General features: G+C 67.8%; 21 protein-coding genes. 8 read left to right on the top strand and 13 right to left on the bottom strand.

Going from position 1 to position 19,290, the window contains the following annotated elements; genetic code table 11:
• Positions 1–116: 116 nt before the first annotated feature.
• From ACZ6ZR_RS25990 to ACZ6ZR_RS25975, 4 genes are all read right to left on the bottom strand, one after another.
• On the bottom strand, positions 117–263 hold the full coding sequence (locus ACZ6ZR_RS25990; RefSeq protein ID WP_465646150.1) for a hypothetical protein: 147 nt from the start codon (positions 261–263) through the stop codon (positions 117–119).
• A 143-nt stretch (positions 264–406) separates the two neighbouring features.
• Entirely contained in the window at positions 407–1,126 is a 720-nt protein-coding gene (locus ACZ6ZR_RS25985; protein ID WP_465646148.1) for a peptidoglycan-binding domain-containing protein, read from the bottom strand.
• A gap of 45 nt (positions 1,127–1,171) precedes the next feature.
• Positions 1,172–2,083 (bottom strand): CAP domain-containing protein, encoded by a 912-nt coding sequence (locus ACZ6ZR_RS25980; protein WP_465646146.1) that lies wholly within the window; start codon positions 2,081–2,083, stop codon positions 1,172–1,174.
• A gap of 174 nt (positions 2,084–2,257) precedes the next feature.
• Positions 2,258–2,407: a hypothetical protein gene (locus ACZ6ZR_RS25975; protein ID WP_465646144.1), complete on the bottom strand. Its 150-nt coding sequence runs from the start codon at positions 2,405–2,407 to the stop codon at positions 2,258–2,260.
• A 142-nt stretch (positions 2,408–2,549) separates the two neighbouring features.
• Here ACZ6ZR_RS25975 and ACZ6ZR_RS25970 point away from each other — a divergent pair, with 142 nt between their 5' ends.
• On the top strand, positions 2,550–5,480 hold the full coding sequence (locus tag ACZ6ZR_RS25970; protein WP_465646142.1) for an AfsR/SARP family transcriptional regulator: 2,931 nt from the start codon (positions 2,550–2,552) through the stop codon (positions 5,478–5,480).
• On the opposite strand, the gene ACZ6ZR_RS25965 is transcribed toward ACZ6ZR_RS25970, so the two are convergent.
• The gene (locus ACZ6ZR_RS25965) at positions 5,477–5,746 is read right to left on the bottom strand and encodes a hypothetical protein (RefSeq protein ID WP_465646141.1); all 270 of its coding nucleotides are present in this window, start codon (positions 5,744–5,746) and stop codon (positions 5,477–5,479) included. The two genes, ACZ6ZR_RS25970 and ACZ6ZR_RS25965, sit on opposite strands and share 4 nt — an antisense overlap.
• Positions 5,743–6,021, bottom strand: coding sequence for a ribbon-helix-helix domain-containing protein (locus ACZ6ZR_RS25960; protein ID WP_465646139.1), 279 nt, complete (start codon positions 6,019–6,021; stop codon positions 5,743–5,745). Before ACZ6ZR_RS25960 ends, ACZ6ZR_RS25965 begins: the two co-directional genes overlap by 4 nt.
• A gap of 462 nt (positions 6,022–6,483) precedes the next feature.
• On the opposite strand from ACZ6ZR_RS25960, the gene ACZ6ZR_RS25955 reads away from it, so the two are divergent.
• From ACZ6ZR_RS25955 to ACZ6ZR_RS25945, 3 genes are all read left to right on the top strand, one after another.
• A complete protein-coding gene (locus tag ACZ6ZR_RS25955; RefSeq protein WP_465646137.1) occupies positions 6,484–7,686 on the top strand; it encodes a PP2C family protein-serine/threonine phosphatase in 1,203 nt (400 codons plus the stop codon).
• 154 nt (positions 7,687–7,840) lie between these two features.
• Complete coding sequence (locus ACZ6ZR_RS25950) at positions 7,841–8,332, top strand: DUF5994 family protein (RefSeq protein ID WP_465646135.1); 492 nt, start codon at positions 7,841–7,843, stop codon at positions 8,330–8,332.
• 55 nt (positions 8,333–8,387) lie between these two features.
• Entirely contained in the window at positions 8,388–8,633 is a 246-nt protein-coding gene (locus ACZ6ZR_RS25945; RefSeq protein ID WP_465646133.1) for a hypothetical protein, read from the top strand.
• Between the two features lie 12 nt (positions 8,634–8,645).
• Here ACZ6ZR_RS25945 and ACZ6ZR_RS25940 read toward each other — a convergent pair whose 3' ends face one another.
• Positions 8,646–9,038 (bottom strand): PRC-barrel domain-containing protein, encoded by a 393-nt coding sequence (locus ACZ6ZR_RS25940; protein ID WP_465646131.1) that lies wholly within the window; start codon positions 9,036–9,038, stop codon positions 8,646–8,648.
• Positions 9,039–9,199: 161 nt separating this feature from the next.
• Between ACZ6ZR_RS25940 and ACZ6ZR_RS25935 the strand changes: the two genes are divergently transcribed.
• Positions 9,200–9,451 carry a hypothetical protein gene (locus ACZ6ZR_RS25935; RefSeq protein WP_465646129.1) on the top strand — a complete coding sequence of 84 codons (252 nt, stop codon included), beginning with the start codon at positions 9,200–9,202 and terminating at the stop codon, positions 9,449–9,451.
• A gap of 38 nt (positions 9,452–9,489) precedes the next feature.
• On the opposite strand, the gene ACZ6ZR_RS25930 is transcribed toward ACZ6ZR_RS25935, so the two are convergent.
• The 3 genes from ACZ6ZR_RS25930 to ACZ6ZR_RS25920 form a co-directional block, all read right to left on the bottom strand.
• On the bottom strand, positions 9,490–10,044 hold the full coding sequence (locus tag ACZ6ZR_RS25930; protein WP_465646127.1) for a DUF5994 family protein: 555 nt from the start codon (positions 10,042–10,044) through the stop codon (positions 9,490–9,492).
• A gap of 431 nt (positions 10,045–10,475) precedes the next feature.
• On the bottom strand, positions 10,476–10,919 hold the full coding sequence (locus ACZ6ZR_RS25925; protein ID WP_465646125.1) for a hypothetical protein: 444 nt from the start codon (positions 10,917–10,919) through the stop codon (positions 10,476–10,478).
• A gap of 76 nt (positions 10,920–10,995) precedes the next feature.
• Positions 10,996–11,211, bottom strand: coding sequence for a response regulator transcription factor (locus ACZ6ZR_RS25920; RefSeq protein ID WP_465646123.1), 216 nt, complete (start codon positions 11,209–11,211; stop codon positions 10,996–10,998).
• Between the two features lie 501 nt (positions 11,212–11,712).
• Between ACZ6ZR_RS25920 and ACZ6ZR_RS25915 the strand changes: the two genes are divergently transcribed.
• Positions 11,713–12,636 (top strand): helix-turn-helix transcriptional regulator, encoded by a 924-nt coding sequence (locus ACZ6ZR_RS25915; protein WP_465646122.1) that lies wholly within the window; start codon positions 11,713–11,715, stop codon positions 12,634–12,636.
• A gap of 133 nt (positions 12,637–12,769) precedes the next feature.
• Here ACZ6ZR_RS25915 and ACZ6ZR_RS25910 read toward each other — a convergent pair whose 3' ends face one another.
• Both ACZ6ZR_RS25910 and ACZ6ZR_RS25905 read right to left on the bottom strand, forming a co-directional pair.
• Positions 12,770–13,369 (bottom strand): RICIN domain-containing protein, encoded by a 600-nt coding sequence (locus ACZ6ZR_RS25910; RefSeq protein WP_465646120.1) that lies wholly within the window; start codon positions 13,367–13,369, stop codon positions 12,770–12,772.
• A gap of 123 nt (positions 13,370–13,492) precedes the next feature.
• Positions 13,493–14,023 carry a hypothetical protein gene (locus ACZ6ZR_RS25905; protein ID WP_465646118.1) on the bottom strand — a complete coding sequence of 177 codons (531 nt, stop codon included), beginning with the start codon at positions 14,021–14,023 and terminating at the stop codon, positions 13,493–13,495.
• A gap of 591 nt (positions 14,024–14,614) precedes the next feature.
• Here ACZ6ZR_RS25905 and ACZ6ZR_RS25900 point away from each other — a divergent pair.
• Both ACZ6ZR_RS25900 and ACZ6ZR_RS25895 read left to right on the top strand, forming a co-directional pair.
• Positions 14,615–14,950 (top strand): hypothetical protein, encoded by a 336-nt coding sequence (locus ACZ6ZR_RS25900; protein ID WP_465646116.1) that lies wholly within the window; start codon positions 14,615–14,617, stop codon positions 14,948–14,950.
• Positions 14,934–15,686, top strand: coding sequence for a hypothetical protein (locus ACZ6ZR_RS25895; protein WP_465646114.1), 753 nt, complete (start codon positions 14,934–14,936; stop codon positions 15,684–15,686). The genes ACZ6ZR_RS25900 and ACZ6ZR_RS25895 overlap by 17 nt, the downstream gene beginning before the upstream one ends.
• Positions 15,687–16,245: 559 nt before the next feature.
• Here ACZ6ZR_RS25895 and ACZ6ZR_RS25890 read toward each other — a convergent pair.
• Complete coding sequence (locus ACZ6ZR_RS25890; protein ID WP_465646112.1) at positions 16,246–18,993, bottom strand: AAA family ATPase; 2,748 nt, start codon at positions 18,991–18,993, stop codon at positions 16,246–16,248.
• Positions 18,994–19,290 lie beyond the last annotated feature (297 nt).

The raw sequence follows: 19,290 nt of genomic DNA, 5'->3' as shown, positions 1-19,290 counted from the left end.
ATGTGCCCCGCCGACGGAATTCCCACGACAGGAGTCGGGTGCCACCGAGTTCGGTGACACCCGATTCCGTTCAGGGGGGGGAATCTTTACTTCCGCAAAAGTCCCCCCGCCACCTTCTAGAAGGAGCAGTAGACCCGGATGCAGCTGTGGTTCTGCAGCTGGCCCTTGGGCGCGTCCTGCTCCAACTCGCCGATCACGAGGTCGAACTCGGCGTCGCCGAGCATGGTGTCGGCCGGCAGGGTCTGTACGGTCAGAGCTTCCATGCGGTCCTCCTGGCAAGTGGGGACATACCTCGACCTCGCACGGCGCGGGGCCGCCGCACAGTCTTGCCCTGGTCCGGCAGGATCGTCAACAGATCATTCGCACTCGGATTTCCCATTCGGCCGTCCGGATGCACCGTCAGGTGTCACGCCATCAGGTGGCCCCAGGTGACCGGTCCGACCACGCCGTCCACCTCGATCGAGCGGTCCTCCTGGAAGGAGCAGACCCCTTGCTCGGTGGCGTCCCCGAAGTCCCCGTCGGCGCCCCAGGGTTCGAGCAGACCGCCGTAGCCCTGGCGGATCAGCGCCTGCTGGACGGCGACCACCGGGCCGCCGTTGGAGCCGTTGCGGATCAGCGTTCCCGGGTAGCCGTCGGTGGTCGGGGCGGCGGACGCGGAAGCGGAGCCGTACGGCGGCCGGCCGAAGCCGAGCACGCTGCCCCGGGGGCGGTTGCGGCGGTAGCAGCCGTCCCCGTTGCTCTGCGAACCGCCGTTCCCGGGGCTGGTGTTGCCCTCGATGGTGGTCAGCTGGTGGCCGGGTGCGCTGTCCTCGACGACCAGGCCGACGTGGTCGGCCACGCCGTCCTCGTCCCAGTCGTAGAAGACGACGTCACCGCGCCGGGCGGCGGAGTCGGCGTCCACCCACTGGCCCCGGTCCTGGAAGAACCCCACGTGGTCCGGGCAGTAGGCGAAGTGGCCGACGGCCTCGGCGTTGCCGCTCCGGTCGGCCCAGTACGACACTGCCATGTCGCACCAGGGGTTGTGGTTGAGGCCGTACCAGGCCCCGTGCTTGCTGTCGTTGCCCGCGCCCTCCTGGTAGCCCAGGTCGGCGGTGGCGGCCGCGATCATCGCGTCGGCGGTTCCCATGAGCAAATCCCTTGTTGCGTAACGATGTTGTGTACTGGCGGCGGGTCAGAGCGGGCGGGCGAAGACCATCGACCAGTAGGAGATGCCGTTGCCGCCGACGGTGCGGGAGGCGCCGGCGTTGCGGAAGTCGCCGCGCAGGATCTCCTCGTGCGGCGGGTGGTCGATCCAGCCCTGGACCATCGAGTCCGGGGTGTTCCACTGGCCGGGCGCGCCACCGGCCACCTCGCCGAGGCCGCCCCAGCGGTAGCCGGCCCGGGTGAACGCGTCGCCGAGGTTGACCCAGTGGCCCTGCTGCCCCCGCCGGGCCTGCTCCTGGCTGCTGGCCGTCGCCGCCGGGGTGAGCCGGCCGTCGTACTGGACCGGGCCGAGGCCGCGGCGGGCGCGGTAGGCGTTGACCAGGGCGATCACCCGGCCCTCGTCGCCGCCACCGCCACCACCCGACGGCTGCTGCGGCTGAGGCTGCGGCTGCTGGTTCTGGCCGCCGCCCGAGCCGCCCGGGCTGCCCGCTCCGCCGACCGGCACCAGCTGCCAGCGCTGCCCGCTTCCGCCCTGGTCCAGCGCCCAGACCCCGAGCGCGCTGCCCACCTGGTCCGCCGTCAGGTAGCCGCCGTCGCTCCGGGCGGTGCGCAGCCGGACCCAGCCGTCGCCGGCGTCCTCGACGTACCAGCGCTGGTTGTCCTGGCCGTGCTCCTTGTAGAGGTGGGTGTTGAAGGCGTTGAAGTCGTAGTCCATCACCATGGCCTGGCCGGGGCCGTGGGTGCCCTGGGTGAGGCCGGTCTCCAGCAGCCAGGTGCCGTTCTCCTTGGCCCAGAAGACCCAGCTCTGGGCCTTGGTGCCGTTCGGCTGCCAGGCCTGGACCCGGGTGCAGGGCGCGGTGCTGGAGGAACTGACGTCCGCCGCCGTGCCGCTGGCGGACTTGAGGACGTAGACCTGGCCGTTCTGCGGGAGCACTGTCATGGGTTCGGTGCCTTTCGTGCGTGCTTGCCGTCTGACATGACGGAGTCTCACCGCGGTCGATCTACGCGCGTTCTCCATGGCGTACACAGGTTCTTGACGCCGGTTCAACGGCCCGGGAACACGAAAGACCGGCCGCGCACAGGGCACGGCCGGTCTCTTGCGGGCGGAGCGGGATCAGCTCTTGGGGTGCTTCTCCTCCTCTGCGATGATGGTGTGCAGCGGACGCACCTCGTACCGGAACCGCGGCTGGTCCTTCTCCTGCTCGGCGGGCTTCGGGTGGCTCTTCTCGGACTCGCTCACGGCGCTGGCCTCTCTGGCGGGCATCGGATGACGGCTCATTGTGCGGAGCGTGAATCAACAAACGATCAACGCCGAATGCCGGACCAGCTGGGGTGGCTGGGACGGCTGGGGCGGACCGCACCGGAATCGGGGACCGGAAGCGGTGTAGTGAACACGGGGGAACCACATGACCGACTTCGACCTGTCCGGAGACCTGCCCGGAGACCTGTCCGGAGACCGGCTCGACTTCCAGGTGCTCGGCCCGCTGTACGGCCGGCTCGACGGCCGCGAACTGGACCTCGGCCCGCCCCAGCAGCGCGCCCTGCTCGCCGTACTGCTGCTGCGGCCCGGTCGGCCGGTCGGCAGCGGTGAACTGGCCGGGGCGATCTGGGGCGAGGACCCTCCGCAGCGCGCGGTCGGGATGCTCCGCCAGTACGCCTGGCGTCTGCGCACCGTGCTGGAACCGGACCGGCCGGCCCGGGGCGCGGGCACCGTACTGGTGTCGGTCGCCGACGGGTACGCGCTGCGGATCGCGCCCTCCCAGATCGACGCGTACCGCTTCGAGGAGGACCTGGCCGCGGCCGCGCGGGCCGACGCGGACGGCGACCGGGAGGCGACCCGCACCCGCCTCGCCGCCGCGCTCGCGCACTGGACCGGCACGCCGTTGGCCGGTCTGCCCGGACCGTACGCCGAGCGGCAGCGCGACCGGCTGACGGAGCTTCGGCTGGGCGCGCAGGAGGACCTGCTGGACTGTCTGCTGGAGACCGGGCGGTCCACCGAGGCGCTGGCCGAACTGCAGACCCTCACCGCCCAGCACCCGCTGCGCGAACGCCCGCGTGCCCAGCTGATGCTGGCGCTCTACCGCGGCGGGCGGCAGGCCGAGGCGCTCGGCGTCTACGCCGAGACCCGGCGGCTGCTCAACGCGGAGCTCGGCGTCGAACCGGGCGCCGCGCTGTCCGAGCTGCAGGCCCGCATCCTGGCCGCCGACCCGGGCCTCGGTGCTCCGCCCCCGCCGGCCGTGGCCCGGCCCGCCGACCGTACGCCGCGTCAACTCACCGCTGACGTGGCCGACTTCACCGGACGGGCGGACTCCGTGGAGCAGCTCGCGGCCGGGCTGCGGCCCGGCCCCGGCGGCGCACTCGCGGTGTGCACCGTCTCCGGCCCCGGCGGAGTGGGCAAGACCGCGCTGGCCGTGCACGTCGCCCACCTGGTCCGGGCCGAGTTCCCGGACGGGCAGCTCTACGTCGACCTGCGTGGCGCCGGCCCCGCGCCCGCCGAACCCGGCGCGGTGCTCGCCCGGTTCCTGCAGACCCTCGGGCTGCCCGGCAGCGCCGTGCCCGAGGACCTGGAGCAGCGGGCCGCGCACTACCGCTCGCTGCTGGCCGAGCGGCGGGTCCTGGTGGTGCTCGACAACGCCCAGGACACCGCTCAGATCCGCCCGTTGCTGCCCGGGGGCGGCGGCTGTGCCGTGCTGGTCACCAGCCGGGCCCGGACCATCCTGCTGCCCGGCGCCCGGCAGTTCGAGCTGGACGTGCTGACCGAGGCGGAGGCGCTCTCCCTGCTCACCGCCGTGATCGGCCCCCAGCGGGTGGCCGCCGAACCGGAGGCCGCCCGCGAACTGGTCGCCGTCTGCGGCCGGTTGCCGCTCGCCGTCCGGATCGCCGCCCGGCGGCTGGCCGGCCGGCCCGGGCGGCCGCTGGCCGACCTGCTGGCCCGGCTGCGCGACCAGCACCGACGGCTGGACGAACTACGGGTCGGCGACCTGGCCGTCGAGGCCACCCTGCACCTCGGCTACTCCGCCCTCCAGCCCGAACCCGCCCGCGCCTTCCGGCTGTTGGCCTTCGGCGACCTGCCCGACCTGCCGGTGGACGCGGCCGCCGCGCTGCTCGGCACCGACCGGGACGGCGCCGAGCAACTCGCCGAGACCCTGGTGGACGCCGGCCTGCTGGACCCGTACCGCGCCGACAGCTACCGCTACCACGACCTGCTCCGGCTGTACGCCCAGCGACTGCGCGAGCGCACCGATTCGGTGGCCGACCAACAGGACGCCGTGCGAAGGCTGTTGGACCATCTGCTGGCCGGCACCGCGAACGCCTCGCACCTGATCGAGCCCGACCACGCGCTGCACCGCAGCCTGTACCCGACCGACGCCCCGGGCGTCACACACGCCGACGAGGGCGCCGCCCGGCAGTGGCTGCGTGACCGGCACACCCTGCTCGCCGCCACCGTCGAACACGCCCTGCGGGAACTGCCCGGAGCGGCGCGGCCCGCCGTCGACCTGCTGCTGCTCTGGTTCGGCCTGGCCGAAGGACCGGCCCACCGAGGGGAGTTCCAGCGGCTGATCTCCCTCGCGACGGACACCGCCCGGGAACAGGGCAGCCCGGGCGCGGAGGCCCGGGCCCGCTACCTGGCCGGGGTCCTGCACTACCTGACCAACACGTACGGGCTCGCCGAGCAGCAGCTCACCCGCAGCCTGGCGCTGGCCGAACAGGCCGGCGACCACGTCGCGCGGCACCTGACGGCGAACGCGCTCGGCGTGCTGCACCTCTCCACCGCGCGGCCCGAGCGGGCGCTCGAACTCCTCCTGACCGCCAAGGAGTTGGCCGAGCTGTTCGGTGACCGTGGCAGCGCCGGGCGGGTGCTCTCCACGATCTCCCGGGTGCACGTCGCACTCGGCAGCCCGGAGCAGGCGTTGGCCGCGGCAGAGGGCGCGCTGCTGGCCGCCCGGGAGGTGGCGAACAGCTCCGGCGTCGCCCGGGTGCTCTACCAGTACGGCTGCGTCCTGCACCGCACCGGGCACCCCGAGCGGGCCGCCGCCCAACTCACCGAGGCACTGGGCCACTTCAGATCCCACCGGCACCGCGACTGGGAAGGCCTCACACTGGCCCGGCTCGCCGAGTGCCACCTCGACCAGGCCCACCACCCCGAGGCCACCCAACTCGCCGAACAGGCCCTCGCCATCGCCACCGACCTCGACAAGCCCTACGCCCAGGCCCTCGCCCACACCGTCCTGGGCCAGTCCCTACCCTCGGCCCCCCACCTCCGCACGGCCCTCGCCCTCTTCGACCAGCTCGGCTCCCCGGAGGCGGCCGCCGTCCGCACCCTGCTGGCCGACTAGGCCCGCGTTGTCGAATCCCTAGGGCCGTCCTTGCCCGGTTCGGCGACGTTCACCCGTGACAGCACCCAGTCCCAGCGCTGTTTCGTGGTCCGCGCGTCGTACGCCTCGACCAGGGCCATGGGCGACGTGACGATCTCCGCCTCGCCGCGGGCGGCAAGGTCGTGCCCGGCGATCATCATGCGATCACCGCGGACCGCGAGCGACAGGGCCTCGCTGTCCAGCACGAAGGCGCGCAACCGCCGGACTTCCTCGGCGCGCTTCTTCACGCGGCCGTCCCACTGCTCTTGCCGCGGGACGGCCGACGCCGATCGTGTTCCGCATCCAGGTCGTCCAGCTCTGCATAGGCGGCGGCCCGTTCGTCACTACGGACCGGCCCGTGTTCCTCCTCCAGCCCTACGACCAGCTCCTGCAGGCGGTCGCGGTCGCGCTTGGCCCGGAGGGCGTCGGCAACGTACGCGGAGAGGCCGCGTTCGGCACTGTCGGCGCGGATCTCGTCCAGCAGGTCTTCAGGAAGAGTGACGGTGACCTTCTTGGAAGCCATACAAGTCACCATGCTCGCCATCGTCCACGCTGGGGGTGGTCCTTCTCGTGACCGGGGAACGACGAAGGCCCGGACCGCTGATGCGGTCCGGGCCTTCGGCCGGCGGAGGGTACGAGATTCGAACTCGTGAGGGTTTTGTCCCAACACGCTTTCCAATTCTCCCGAACGCCGTCCGCCGGGGTCCGTACCGGTTCTGACCTGCGGCGAAGTGTCTGGCTGAGCGGCGGTTGAAAGCGGCTGTACGGGGATGAATGAGACCAGAACTGAGACCAGGACCGGCTGTGCCGTGCGGCGCCACGGGATACGCCAAACGGGTCGGGGCCTGGGATCTCGCCAATGTCGGCGCGGGGGAAGGAGCGTGGCTGGGGGCGTAACGGGCCGCTGTCGGGCGTAATGGAGGGAGCGGCACGGGTGAACCGGAGTCGGCATTGATCAAGTCGGTGCAGATCGCGCAACGGGGAGGTGGCGGTGAGCAGAGATGGTGAGCGGCGACCGGACCGGTCGGAGCGGTTCGGCGAACGGCTGTTGGGCGCACTGCTCGATCAGGCCCACGAGTTGCCGCCTCATCTGATCGGACCGTTGGTCGCCGACGCGGTGATCGGGTTCGGCGGTCGCGACCCGGTGCTCCTGCTACAGGACTACGGCCAGCTGGCGCTGGTGCCGCTGCCCGGCCTGGGGCCGGCTGCCGGGGAACCGGTCCCGATCGACGGGTCTCCCGCAGGTAGGGCCTTTCTGCGTGCCGTGCCCGTCGAGGTGCCGCAGGCCGTTGGGGTGCGGGTGTACCTGCCGTTGTTGGACGGCGGCGACGAGGTCGGGGTGCTCGCCCTCACACTGGACACCGTCGATGACGACGACCGGCGGTTGCTTCGCCGGTTCGCCGGCCTGGTCGCGGACCTGCTGGTCACCAAGAGCGGCTACACCGACCGGATCTTCCAGGCCAGGCGTCTGGAGCCGATGAGCGTCGCCGCGGAGATCCAGTGGTCACTGCTGCCGCCACTCTCGATGACCGTCCCCCGGGTCGCGGTCGCCGGCATCCTCGAGCCCGCCTACCAGGTGGCCGGAGACAGCTTCGACTACGCGCTGAACGACGACCTCCTGCACGTGGCCACGATCGATGCCATGGGCCACGGGCTGGATGCCGCGGCCATGGCGACCGTGGCCATCGGCGCGTACCGGCACGCCAGACGCGCCGACATCGGACTGGCCGAGATCTACGCGTTCATGGACCGGGCCATCGCAGAGCAGTTCGGGCCGGACCACTTCGTCACCGCGCAGATGATGCGCCTGAACACTGTCAGCGGCCACCTGCAGTGGGTCAACGCCGGCCATCCACAGCCGCTGCTGATCCGCGACCACGTCGTCGTCGAGCGGCTGGAGAGCGTCACCACTCTGCCGGTCGGGTTCGGCGGCGAGGAGCCGGTGATCAGCGAGCGGGTGCTGCGGCACGGTGACCGTGTCCTGTGCTTCACCGACGGCCTGGTCGAGGAGCGTGAGGTCAGCGGGGAACAGTTCGGGGAGGAACAGCTCATCGACTGGGTCAACCGCGTCGAGCGTTCGCAGGAGGGGGTGCGGGCCGTGGTGCGGGCACTCTCCCAGGTGCTGAAGGAGAAGCGGGGCGGGCACACGAGTGACGATGCCACCCTGTTCCTGATCGAGTGGCGCTGAGAGCAGCACCCCGCCGCGGCTCTCGCGACCGACCGGCTCGGCCAGGTGCGGGCGGAGTACGGTGGGATACCGGAGCGGTTCGAGGTGTCGCATGCTGCGAGGCCCGGCCCGCACCCGGCGTGCCCGGTCTCTCAGGGCGGACAGGTGGCGAGCCATGTCGGACGAAGCCGCTGCTTCCCGGTACGGATCTCTGCCAGAGCGGTTCCGGCAGGCCGCGAAGCCGGGGACGGTCGCGTTGCGCCTGGAGACCACCCGGTCACGCGAAGGTGTGCTCGACGGTGCGTGGTGGCCGCGGTCACGGGACATCAGCACCGAACTTCCCGACCTGGTCCGCGCGTTGACCGAACACCTCGGTCCCATCGCGAGCGTCGGTCTGGACGCGGGCGCCTGGGACGACGTCCCAGCAAGCCTGATGATCGACGGCCAGTCGGTTCACGTCGACCGCTACCTGGTCGGCGACGACACCGTGATCATCACCCGGGGTGACCGGGACCACTTCAGCCTGCTCGTCGTCCCCCCGCATGCGAGTCGGGAGGCGGCCCTGGCCTCCATGGCACGCGCGGCCCGGGCCGGTGGCAGTGACTCGGCCCGGCAGATCCTCATCGCGACCGGCGCCAGCTCCGGCCCCCCGGCCGAAGCGTCCTGAGGGACGGGCCCGTGAGCCGGCCACTCCGGGCCGACAGGAAAGGCGATACGGGAAGATGTCCGTCTATGTGAAACTCTCGGCCGAGGCCCGGCCTCCCGCAGAGCCGTCGAAGGGGCCGTTGGACCTCCAGTACGAGGACGGCTCGGACGGCGTCACCTTCGAGTACGACCTGCACCCGAGCGGTGCGCTGCGCATCCTGCGGGTCTTCGAGGACACGCCGCACCGTGTCGAGGCGTGCTTCAGCCCGGCGGCGTGGCTTCAGGTCGTGGGCGCCTATCTGCGGAGTGGCTCCGGGTACTGACGGCGATCCCGATCAGCCCGAGCACGATCGCCACGCTGATGAGGAACAGCACCAGTGCCATCGTCGGCCTCCTCGGTGGCCTGCGGGACCAGGACTCCCAGCGGCGGGCCAGGCGACGTTTCCCGTCGGCGCCCGGCGCGCGTCGGTGCCGATCGTCGGGCCCTGTCTCACCTGGCCCCTGGGCCAGCGGACCTTCAGGTAGCCGGGGCCGACCGTCGCACCCGTGAGGGGGACGAACACCAGCCGGTGGCGGGTGGGCAAACCGACCGTCACCGTGGGGAAGAAGGGCTGATCCGTCGCGGTGTCCACGTACACGGACTCCAGCGTGCCGATCTTGCGGCCGTTGACGTCGACCACGTGGTGGCCGCGCCAGTCCCGGATGTCATCTGCTTCGAATACCGACAACCTCTTCTGCCTGTGGTTCCATCGTGACACCGAGACCGTGAGTGGACAGGTCCGGTCCGGGTGCGCGCAGTCTGGGTGGGCTCGGTACTACCCGGTCGCCCTCGGGCGGTTCGTCTCATACCGTCGTGTTCCGGGCGGGATCGTTGTCACAGGAGGCCACGATGCAGCACTACCGGTGGATTCTGGAGATCCAGGACGACGACGGCGACTGGTCCCGGCGGGACGGTGCCCCGATGGCGAATCCTCTGGAGTACGACGGGCCGCCGCAGCGGGCGGCGAACCACCTGCGCGACGTCTTCGTGCGTACGCTCTCCCACCCGGCTCCTGGCCCCCGGGCCGTCAGGATTCGTCTCTGGGAAGGGGCCGACACAGTCGGCGAGCCCCAGGCCGAGACCGAGTGGTCACGCGAGTGACCCACCCGGCCGCGGCCCGTCGGCCCCCCGCCGGCTGACTAGGCGGACGCCGGCCACGAAGCGGCCCGGCTCCGGGCGAGATCCGCTCGCAGGTCGGCCTCACCGACACCCTCGGAGGGTGCGACGGCCGACGGCAGGAAGTCGGAGCGGAACTCCGGCTCCGCCGCACCGCCGTCCGTCTCGGTGGCGAGCAGCTCGCTCGCGGTCCTGGTGCTGGCAGGATCGGCGGCCGCGGCCATCAGCCGGGCGGCATCGACGGCATCGGTCGCCGGCGGGACGACCAGCAGGTTCAGTCGCCGCGGGGCGTACGAGCAGACCATGATCATGTGCTCGTCCTGTTCGGTGGTGAACCAACCCACGTGGACGGTGTGGCCCGCGACCGGGATCCGCCGTGGGACGACCGGCCACTGCGCGGGGTTCACGGTGATCCTGGTGACCCGGCCCCACCGCTCGTCGATCTCGGCGGCCAGGGCGGGGAGCTCGAGAAGAAGGTCACGCGACCGGGGCCACCATGCTCCGTCCAGGCGCCCGGCGCGCACGCCGCCGGGCGCCATGGAGAGCCGCAAGGGGAAGCTGGGTTCGGTCGGTGTCATCGCACGATCGAGGATCGTAGTCATGATCAAAGGCCTGTCTCCGGGCCCGGCCAGAGCCGGGCCTGGGGTAGCCGTTCGCCGGAGACGACGCCAGTGTCCGGTGCCAGCATGCGAAGTGCCTTCGGTAACACCCAGGCTACTCTCGGTCCGGTCCGGATCTGGCACGACAGCGGAGACCGTCTTCGTGCGCCGCCTCCTCCGGGTACACGACGAGGGCCCCGACTGCAGTGCAGTCGGGGCCCTCGTGAAGGCGGAGGATACGAGATTCGAACTCGTGAGGGTTTTATCCCAACACGCTTTCCAATTCTCTCGAACGGTGTCCGCCGGGGTTCGCCCCTGTCCTGACCTGCGGCGAAGTGAACTGCCCTGTGGCGGCTGAACCTGGCCGGACGAGGGTGAATGAGACCAAAACTGAGACCAGATGGCCCCGCTCACCGGCTCCGACGAACCCTACTTGCGATGTCTTTGGGGCAGACCCCTGCCACTCTCACGATGAGGGAAGCCCGCTCCTCAGCGTGAGGTTCGGTCTTCCAGTCGGGCGGGAACCTCGGCAGGACTGGGTCGTTTTCGACCATCTTCTGGGTGGCATGCAGGCCCTCGTCCATGAGTGTGTCCCGCTTCTCGGCGGCAAGCTCGATGCGGCAGGGCAGAGCCTTGACGAGCGCTTCATCCACGGTCAGGTAGTACGACGCATGCCTTGCGGCCCTGCGGGTGGCGGGCACGTACGTGTCGGTGTCGGCCCGCTCGGGAAGCAGCGAGGGGAGGACCGCATCCCCATCTTCAGCGATTCCTCGCGCGGCCCTGTTGGCTGCCGAGATCTCTGCCTTGGAAGGCGTCCGTTCGAGCGTCTCGATCAGGGGCCAACGGACGCTCACTGCCGCTCGGCTGGCCAGTCCAGTCTGCAGGGCCTGGTGGAAGGCCCCGTCATCGATGTCATACCGATGACGGTCTCTACTGGGCGTAGCCGAGGGTGCAGGCGAGGACGACCAGTTGTGTGCGATTCGTTGTGCCGGTCTTGTGCCGCAGGCGTCGCAGGTAGGTGTCCACCGTATGTGGGCTGAGGTTCATGGTGCGGGCGATGCTGGGGCACGTGCCCCCGCGGACGAGGTGGGTTAGCACTTCACGTTCGCGAACGGTCAGTGCGGGGTGTGGGGTGTTCACTGGCATAGCGGGACTCCGGAGCGCGTGCTCTACGACAGGACGGGTGGCTGACGAGAGGGTGTCAGCCACCCCAGGCGCTGTCGCAGGTGCCCTGGGGGAGTTCGTCGTCCGCTGTCGTGGTCGCGGCTGCCTGCTGCTGGTTGCCGACTGACATGACGACGGATCCGCCGCTGCCCTTGCACGGGGGCTTCCAGGTCCAGGCGCTTGCGCTTGCGGGCGTGGCCAGAACCAGGAGAGCGGCGGCTGCGGTTGCGGCAATGGAGAGAACGAGTCGCTTCACGGGTTCCTCAGCAAGAGTTCGTAGGGCCGACGCTGTTTGGAGGTAGCCGGCGGTTGCTTGTGGAACCACTGTGCCCTCGTTCCATACTCACTAGAAGAGATCGTTGGCCTCAGCAGTGGGCTTGGCAGCAAAGAGAGCTAGACGCAAGTATGATCAATGACCCTCATATCTGGACAGATCGATCTGGCTTTGATCAGGGACCCCATGACACGGCCGTATACGGATGGGTGCTGAAGCACCGGGCTGCAGACCCATTGCCGATCTCAGCCGCGCTGGGAATCACCCTGGAGGCAGCCGCGGAAGCGGTGGATCGACTGACCGCGGCGATGCTGGTGCACCGCGATGGTTCGGCCGCATACGCGGTCTCGCCGGAGGTCGCCGCCAATCAGTTGGTCGCTCCGGCCGAAGCCCATGTACGGGCGGAGCAGGACCGCATCGCACAGGCCCGGGCGGCGATGGGCCGTTTTGCTGACACCTACCAGCTGCAGGCCCGGCAGTCCGGCGGTGGACTGGAGCTTCTCGACACCTTGCCCGAGGTACGGGCGGCCCTGAACTCGGCGTCCGCGCGATGCCGAGAGGAGATGCTCACCTGCCAACCTGGGGGGAACCGGGTGCCGGAGGCTTTGGAGGAGGCGCTGTCCCGTGACCGGGCCATCCTGGGACGGGGCGTGCGGATGCGGACGCTGTACCACCACACCGCCCGCTTCAACCGGCCAAGCCAGGCATACGTGGCAGCTGCCTCCCCGCTGGGTGCCGAATACCGCACCGCGCACGAGCTGTTCGGGCGCCTCATCGCCTTCGACCGCGAGATCGCATTCATTCCCGCTGACGGCACGTCGTATGGAGCGGTCGTCTTGCGAGACCCGTCCACCGTCGGCTACCTGTGCGACATCTTCGAGCAGGCGTGGACACACGCCGAGCCGTTCGCCGAAGCCCCCGTCCAGGGCGCGGGACAGGTGGCCGGCGAGCTCGACCCGACCATCATCCGACTGCTCGCCAGCGGCCTCAAGGACGAAACGATCGCCCGCCGTCTGGGCATGTCACTGCGCACCGCCCGACGGCACATCGCCGACATCATGGAGCAACTCGGGGCGGAGAGCCGGTTTCAGGCAGGTGCCGCCGCGAGCCAGCGTGGCCTGCTCGACTCGTGACGGGGCGCGGACGTCGAGGCGGCCAGCGCCCCCACCCATAGCTGGGGGCAGGCCACCGTCGTTCGGAAGGTCCCTGGCAGGAGCCCCTGCCACTCGATGCGAACAGACTGTTCGCGGCGCCCTGGCGATCCGGTCAGCGGGGGTCCAAGCAGGGCTTCTGAATAACGGCCCACCCACCGGACGGGTCGCACCACAGCATGTCTCCGCCGATGTTGTTGTCCCAGTACCAGCGCTGCGAGCTGCCCCAACCCGGCCCGTTCATGACCTGGAGCCGGGTGCCGTTCTCGAACCTGGCGTCAGTGACATCAATGCGCAGACCGGACGCCTTGTTCGTGATGCTTCGGTCGCCGTACATTTCGTACTTCCACTGCTGGGCGCCACTCCAGTTGCAATCCCACAGCTGCAACTTGGTGCCAGGGGTGCTGCTGCCCGAAGGGACATCGATGCACTTGCCGCTCTGCGGATTGCGGTAGAAGGCACCGCGCCCGCCGACGCCCCCACTGGTGTAGACAACCTGCCACTTCTGCGCGCCGCTGCCGTTGCAGTCCCACAGTTGGATGGGAGTGCCGTTGGCCGTTCCACCGCTCTGTACGTCGATGCACATGTTCGCGCCGGAATCCAGGCGGATCTGGTCTGGCGTGCTGGACACCTCCGCATGAGCGGGAGTGGAGACCAGCAGCCCCGCCATGAGAGCGGGAATCCCGGCGAGGGCGAGACGATAGGACTTCTTCACGACATTACTCCTAGTGTTTAAATTCGACGCTCGAGTGGCCCGGATGGGCGATATGATTGCGTGCAGAACTTGGCGAACGATGCCTTGAATTCGACATGCCGTCGCCATTGATGTTGCGAGAGGCTAATGCCCGGCGGTGCCGACGGTAAAAACTGCGAAATTCGACATCGGGCTGGGAATGGTTTCGTACGCGACCCCGGCCGGAACGTAGAAGACCTCCCCTTTGCGCACCCTGAAGGATCTGAGATCAGGCTGGCTTGGTGACCGCACGCGCCAGGTGGAGGCGCCCTCGACCTGCTGGATCAACAGACCCTGGAAGGTGTGCGCCAAGCGGGGATGGGCGGCGGTCCGGGAATACTGCCGCAGGGAGACTGGCCGTCCCAGGGCTTGACTGAGACTCGCTGCGACGGGGCTCCACGCATCCCCCCAGGCGGCCGGGTTCTCGATGGCCGGATGTTCGACCTCCGGCCAGATGAGGCTCGCCTCCCGTCCGTCGTGCTCGCACAGGAACATCGCCAATTCTCGGAGATACTGCTGAACTGAAATGAGATGCTCTGCCCCGGTGCTGGTCACCTGCCCAACCCTCCATTGCTGAATTCCCCGCATGTCGCTGGTGGCGTTCCCGGCGACATGGCTAATCTTGTCGGATGCCATTCCCCTGAGGTAGTCCCGACTTGCCGTGCCCATGGAGTGGTTACCGAACATCAGGTCACGTGAACGCGTGTCCAAGAGAAGGCATCTGGTGCGGCGGCGTAGAACTTCAGCAGTTACGAGACGAGCCGTTTGAGGTGCAGGTGATTGGCGACGGTGGCCGAGGTGACGTGGGGTTAGGTGGCACATGCAGGGGTTATTCACGTACTGATGGGGTCATGACGAACATGGCCCCGTGCCTTCCTGCGATTCTCTTGGGCGCCGGCGTGCTGGTCCTCGTGGTCTGGTCTCGCGGGTGCGTGATCGACGTCGTCAGGAGGCGCTGGCTGCCCAGCGGGCATGGCTGGTGCGTGAGCACGAGGTCCACCGGTCGACGGGCACCCGGATGCTGCAGGTGGCGAACGTCTACCAGCGGGGGAGAAGCGGGTCGAAGGCGCATGTCCGTTGGTGCGACTCCGGGATGATCCAGGATGCGTGGTTCGCGGGCTGGCACGTCCCGCCCGGGGCATTTGTGTTGGTGACGGGCGGCGTGGGTGTTGGCTGGGGCCCCACAACCGGATCGAGAACCATCACCTGCGCTCGGTCTAACTTTCGGTGTCCGTCGTCCATTTGGCGCCCGTCGGGCTGGCCCTCGACGGCCTGGGCGTCCTGGTGGAAGCCGCGAGCGCGGGCCTGGTGGTGTTCGCGTCGGCCCCGCTGCACGGCGGGGAGATCCCCGACATGGTCGGGCCCGAACTCGCCGAGCTCATCGCCCCCGGCAGCACTCCGGCCGAGGCGGCCCTGTCCGTGGTCGCCTCCGCACCCGGGATCTCGCGTGTCCTGCTCTCGACCGGCAACCCGCAACACTGGAGCCGCGCCGCCGATGCCGTCGGCCGCGCGCCCCTGTCGCAGGACTTGCTCCGGAAGGTCACGGATGTACTCGGAACCTGAGATCGACACCGCCGCGCGGATGCGCGAAGCCCACCACGCCGCCGCTTCGGCCCTCGCCGTGGCACTGGACGGGGACCGGGAGGCATGGGGCTGGCGCGGCCGTACCCTCGGCCGCCCGGTCACCAGCGTGAGCGGCAACGCCTGGCTGCGTCTGGTGTGCGCTCCGGCGGAGAAGGCCGGCGGGAAGATCTGGGACGGACCGCAGGAGGCCGAACGCTCCATGCCTCCTGCGGTCCCCCGCCCGCACTTCCGGGCGTGGCACACCTGGACCGAGGGCGGTAACGGCTACCTCGCCGAGCTGTACGACCGGATCACCGACCCGACCATCACCGGCGACGGGCCGCTGTTGCGCGAGGTCCCGGCCGTCGGTGACACCTGGTGGGAGTCCCTGGACACCACTCTTACCGTTGTGGCGACGGTGCCGACCGATCGGGTCGCGGTGCGGCAGGAGTACCTCGACCGGGCGATGCCGCGCTACCTCGGCACTGGGAGGGCTGGGGCGTGGCACCGGCCGGCTACGACGCCGCCGTCCTGCACGCCTACACCCTGCTCGTCCCCGAGACCGCAGCCGAGATCCGGCACCGCCTCGGCCACATCCTCGATACCCCGGCCGGGCGCTTCGCCGAACTCGTGGTCGCCACCGAGCTGCTCCAAGGCATCGAACGCGGCGACCACAACCGAGCTGGAAGGCCCGCTACGGGCCCGTATCGGCCACCTCATCGAACTCCGCGGTTGAGAGCTGCCTCGCGGGCCGTGCCGGTTCTCCTGCCTGCGCGAGGCCGGTATCGGTGGCAGCGGTCTGCATGATGCCGGCACACCGCCTCAACCGTCCTGCGCTGGGGCGGGGCCGAACCCGGCTCAGGAAAGCCCGGCGAAGACGCTGCCTGAGGCCCAGATCTCCAACTGGGATCAGAACTGGGACCACACAACGACGAAGGCCCCGGGCCGCTGAGCGGTCCGGGGCCTTCGTGAAGGCGGAGGATACGAGATTCGAACTCGTGAGGGTTTTATCCCAACACGCTTTCCAACTGTTCGTCCGGCTGTCCGAGGACGGTCGGAGAGGTCCTGACTTGGGGCGGAGCAGCCTGCCGGCTGACTTCCGAACGGCGATGGACGAGGGTGAATGCAACCAGAACTGCAACCAAGCCAGCGTCGATCGCCGCTGGTCGTGGGCGACGGCTTCGCTCAGTGCGGTTCAGTGCCCGCCTATCGTGACCTTGATTGCTGCGATCCGACCGAGCGCATCGAAGATGAGGCCAGCAATCGACTGTTGGCCTCTGCTTCCAACCTCGTGTCTATGGTAGCTGGCGCGTCTTACTGCGCTTCGGTCGCTTCTCAACAGGGGCCAAACCTCGGCGGATCTTCATCAGATGCTCGTCTTTCGTGTTCTCGCGCACTGCGAGACGACTCAGGATTCGATGCTGTGTCTCTGGAGTCCAGAACACTTCAAGACGCTCCCGAGCGCGGGTGATCGCGGTATAGAAGATGCTGTGGGAGATGCTTTCCTCGTTGGCGTCCGTGATAACAACCTTGACTGACTTATACTCAACGCCCTGTGCTTTGTGGATCGATACGGCGTAAGCGATCTGAAACGGCACCATGGTAATGACCGAGTCATCGTCATCGTCACTGTCGCCACGTTCGAAGACATCGAACTGGACCGTCGAGTCTCCTGCCCAGCGCAGACCTGAGAAAATTGCATCGGCTTCAGTGAAATCCCGTTCGAGATTCACATCGAAAGTGATACGGCCGGGCGTGCGAATGATCTTGACGATCCTGCCCTTCAAGTTATTAAAGATGACCGGGCTGAACCGATCGGACTCGTTGAAGAGTACGGGATCGCCGACCTTGTACGTAGACTCGCTCCACGCCACAGCTGGATTCGGGTTGCTCGCCTGTAGGAACCGGTTGACGTTGTTGATGCCGTACAGGCCGTCGTAGTTCAGGCAGAGCACGATCTCATCGTCGCTTCGATGCTGAAACAGCGAGTCTCCCAGAACCGTAGAGTAGCCATTCTTGGAGAGTGACTCTTCGATGCGGTCGTCCAGGTTCCGCACCCTGTCCCATAGTGCGAGAAGGCTCTGATCCGTCGTCCTGAATGGCTCTGTAAGTTCGAAGACTGACTCGCTCGGGATGTACGACCGGATGATGCTGAACCAGTTGCCAAACTCGATTGACTCGATCTGGTAGACATCGCCAACGAGTACGAGCAGATCGAAGGAGGTCTTCTCAAGCACATCGAGCAGGCTTGCGTTGCTTACAGTGCTGCACTCATCGATCACCAATACGTCGTACTTTGCGCCGAGCGGCGTACCTTTGCGCACGTGCTTGCTGATCGTGCTGAACTCGACGTTCGGCGCTTGTACTCGCCTCTTCAGATTGTCGACGGCCGGATTAGTGTGTGCCAAGAATAGCTTCCGTGCGCCACTGAAGTAGTTTGCAATGTGATTCACCATCGTTGACTTTCCAGTACCGGCTGCGCCGTAGACGAGGGCGATCTTCGAGTGCTCGAACAATTCCGTCAGTGCCTTGACCTTCAAAGGGTCATCGATGGCACCTGGGTTCGCATCAATCCATGCCTGTACATCGCTGCTGTGTTGAGAGACGCCACTGGCAGAGATCTTTCGGAGCTCGTTGATGATCGAGACCGTGTCGTCCTCGTATCCGACGATGAAAACGTGCCCATTTTCATGAGCCAGCTTCCGCGGCTTGTGCCGTTCAGTGGGTGGCAGCATCCGATTGTGGCGCGCGATCAGATCATCGACGTCACCGAGGTCCTCCAGCTCGGCCGCCGGCGTATAGATCACACCGCGCTGCTCGACATTGCTCCGGACTCGTCTGGCCAGCAGCTCGTGAGGTCGGGTCCTCGCGTCCAGACTCTCGGCAAGGTCCCCAAAGCGCGGGTTGTGTCCGCGCGGTGATGTGCAGAACGGCATCGTGTCGAAGGGCTTGCAACTCCAGGAAACGCGCAGCCCGGAGAGTGCAGAACACCGGCCAGCATCGAACTGTGCCTTGATGACACGATTGTTCATCCGCAGCATGAGGTACCGCAACAGACGAGAACCTGGCTGGTCGTTGCGAATGAGTGATCGTGCGCGGTCAAGAATGGGGAAGATAACCGCATCTCGTTGGGCTCCGGCTAGCGCCCAGGAGCGGAACGAGCCGTATGCTGCGTCGGTCATATCCATGAGATCAAGCAGACTTGATCGTGTTGTCGTGAGGTACCGCATCAGGTTTCGGTACTCGGAATTCGACGCCCTGACCTTTCCGTGAGAGGCGTCGAAGAGGCGAGCGAAATTGTCGAACTCACACGGCCGGATTGACACCTCCCATGAGCGGATCAGCGTGATCGGCATCGTCTGTCCGAGGACCTCGATCGTGTCGCTGGCCAGCTCCAGACTAGCCGCATATTTGTCGGTGACGTCGATGTCGGTGAACCCAATGATGCGATCGAACTTACTCGTCCGATTGTGGGCGAGATAGAACGTCACTTCGTAGTAGATGCGGCCGGAGACGAAGAAGGGGCGCGAACTGTGAATGTAGTACCGCTCGCGACGTGCGCTTGAGGACGTTACCGTCCTTTGCTGCTGGATGCGGGCGGCAATCCTCTCGTAGTACTCATGCAATGAGGGGTCGAGATCGATTGGAAACTGTTCGATGTTGTGCAGGATTTTGATTCCGAGGAGATCCTGTGCCAGGTCGCGTGTGCGGAGCAGGTACTCGTAGTACTTCAGCATCAACCGCTCAGACGGATCGCGATCCAGCGTGTAGTGCGAGACGCTGGCCTGGAGCAATCCATGGAATCTGCTCAGGAGCCTGAACTTGGCGAGCGCTCTGACAGCATCCAAGGCCGGCCCGACTTGGTTGTAGTGAAACTCAGTCGAGCGATCGCCGAGGTGCGCCCAGACAGCAAGCCCCTCGACGAGGTTCCGGAGCTGCCCCAGCACGTTCTGCGAGAGGAAGCCCCGGTCGCCTACCGGGTTGGCAAGGTTTTGGCAGATCACGCTGTCGGCGCTCTTCACTTGCTGTTCTACTGATGCCATCGTTCCCGCTCCACTCCCCGAAGGCTCGCGCCTTACCTGCGATCGGGGTGAGAAGTCCTGGCTGCTCCCGCCCCGAGCGTTGCCGAGGCGGACCGGGCAGCATGCACGAAGGCGCTCTGGCTGCTGCCGAACAGCGGACCCGGCCCCGGTCCACACCATCAGGCAACAATGGAACCACTCAAGAGCCCACAAGCGGGCCTTTTTCAAGACTGTCCGGCCTGATGTGCTGGCTCCTGACCTGACATGTACGTTCCCGGGTGAACTCCCCGCCGTGGCTGCCAGTTCCGGGGCAAGGGC

The sequence above is a fragment of the Kitasatospora sp. NPDC088742 genome (assembly GCF_055584905.1).
This window is presented reverse-complemented; position numbering and strand designations above follow the sequence as displayed.

What these genes read in the sequence shown, in the direction of transcription:
- ACZ6ZR_RS25945 (WP_465646133.1), top strand. Translation starts at nt 8,388, where the DNA reads ATGTCCGTCTATGTGAAACTCTCGGCCGAGGCCCGGCCTCCCGCAGAG.
- ACZ6ZR_RS25960 (WP_465646139.1), bottom strand. Translation starts at nt 6,021, where the DNA reads ATGGCTTCCAAGAAGGTCACCGTCACTCTTCCTGAAGACCTGCTGGAC.
- ACZ6ZR_RS25990 (WP_465646150.1), bottom strand. Translation starts at nt 263, where the DNA reads ATGGAAGCTCTGACCGTACAGACCCTGCCGGCCGACACCATGCTCGGC.
- ACZ6ZR_RS25890 (WP_465646112.1), bottom strand. Translation starts at nt 18,993, where the DNA reads ATGGCATCAGTAGAACAGCAAGTGAAGAGCGCCGACAGCGTGATCTGC.
- ACZ6ZR_RS25970 (WP_465646142.1), top strand. Translation starts at nt 2,550, where the DNA reads ATGACCGACTTCGACCTGTCCGGAGACCTGCCCGGAGACCTGTCCGGA.
- ACZ6ZR_RS25975 (WP_465646144.1), bottom strand. Translation starts at nt 2,407, where the DNA reads ATGCCCGCCAGAGAGGCCAGCGCCGTGAGCGAGTCCGAGAAGAGCCAC.
- ACZ6ZR_RS25985 (WP_465646148.1), bottom strand. Translation starts at nt 1,126, where the DNA reads ATGGGAACCGCCGACGCGATGATCGCGGCCGCCACCGCCGACCTGGGC.
- ACZ6ZR_RS25905 (WP_465646118.1), bottom strand. Translation starts at nt 14,023, where the DNA reads ATGGCATCCGACAAGATTAGCCATGTCGCCGGGAACGCCACCAGCGAC.
- ACZ6ZR_RS25935 (WP_465646129.1), top strand. Translation starts at nt 9,200, where the DNA reads ATGCAGCACTACCGGTGGATTCTGGAGATCCAGGACGACGACGGCGAC.
- ACZ6ZR_RS25920 (WP_465646123.1), bottom strand. Translation starts at nt 11,211, where the DNA reads ATGCCAGTGAACACCCCACACCCCGCACTGACCGTTCGCGAACGTGAA.
- ACZ6ZR_RS25950 (WP_465646135.1), top strand. Translation starts at nt 7,841, where the DNA reads ATGTCGGACGAAGCCGCTGCTTCCCGGTACGGATCTCTGCCAGAGCGG.
- ACZ6ZR_RS25980 (WP_465646146.1), bottom strand. Translation starts at nt 2,083, where the DNA reads ATGACAGTGCTCCCGCAGAACGGCCAGGTCTACGTCCTCAAGTCCGCC.
- ACZ6ZR_RS25930 (WP_465646127.1), bottom strand. Translation starts at nt 10,044, where the DNA reads ATGACACCGACCGAACCCAGCTTCCCCTTGCGGCTCTCCATGGCGCCC.
- ACZ6ZR_RS25895 (WP_465646114.1), top strand. Translation starts at nt 14,934, where the DNA reads ATGTACTCGGAACCTGAGATCGACACCGCCGCGCGGATGCGCGAAGCC.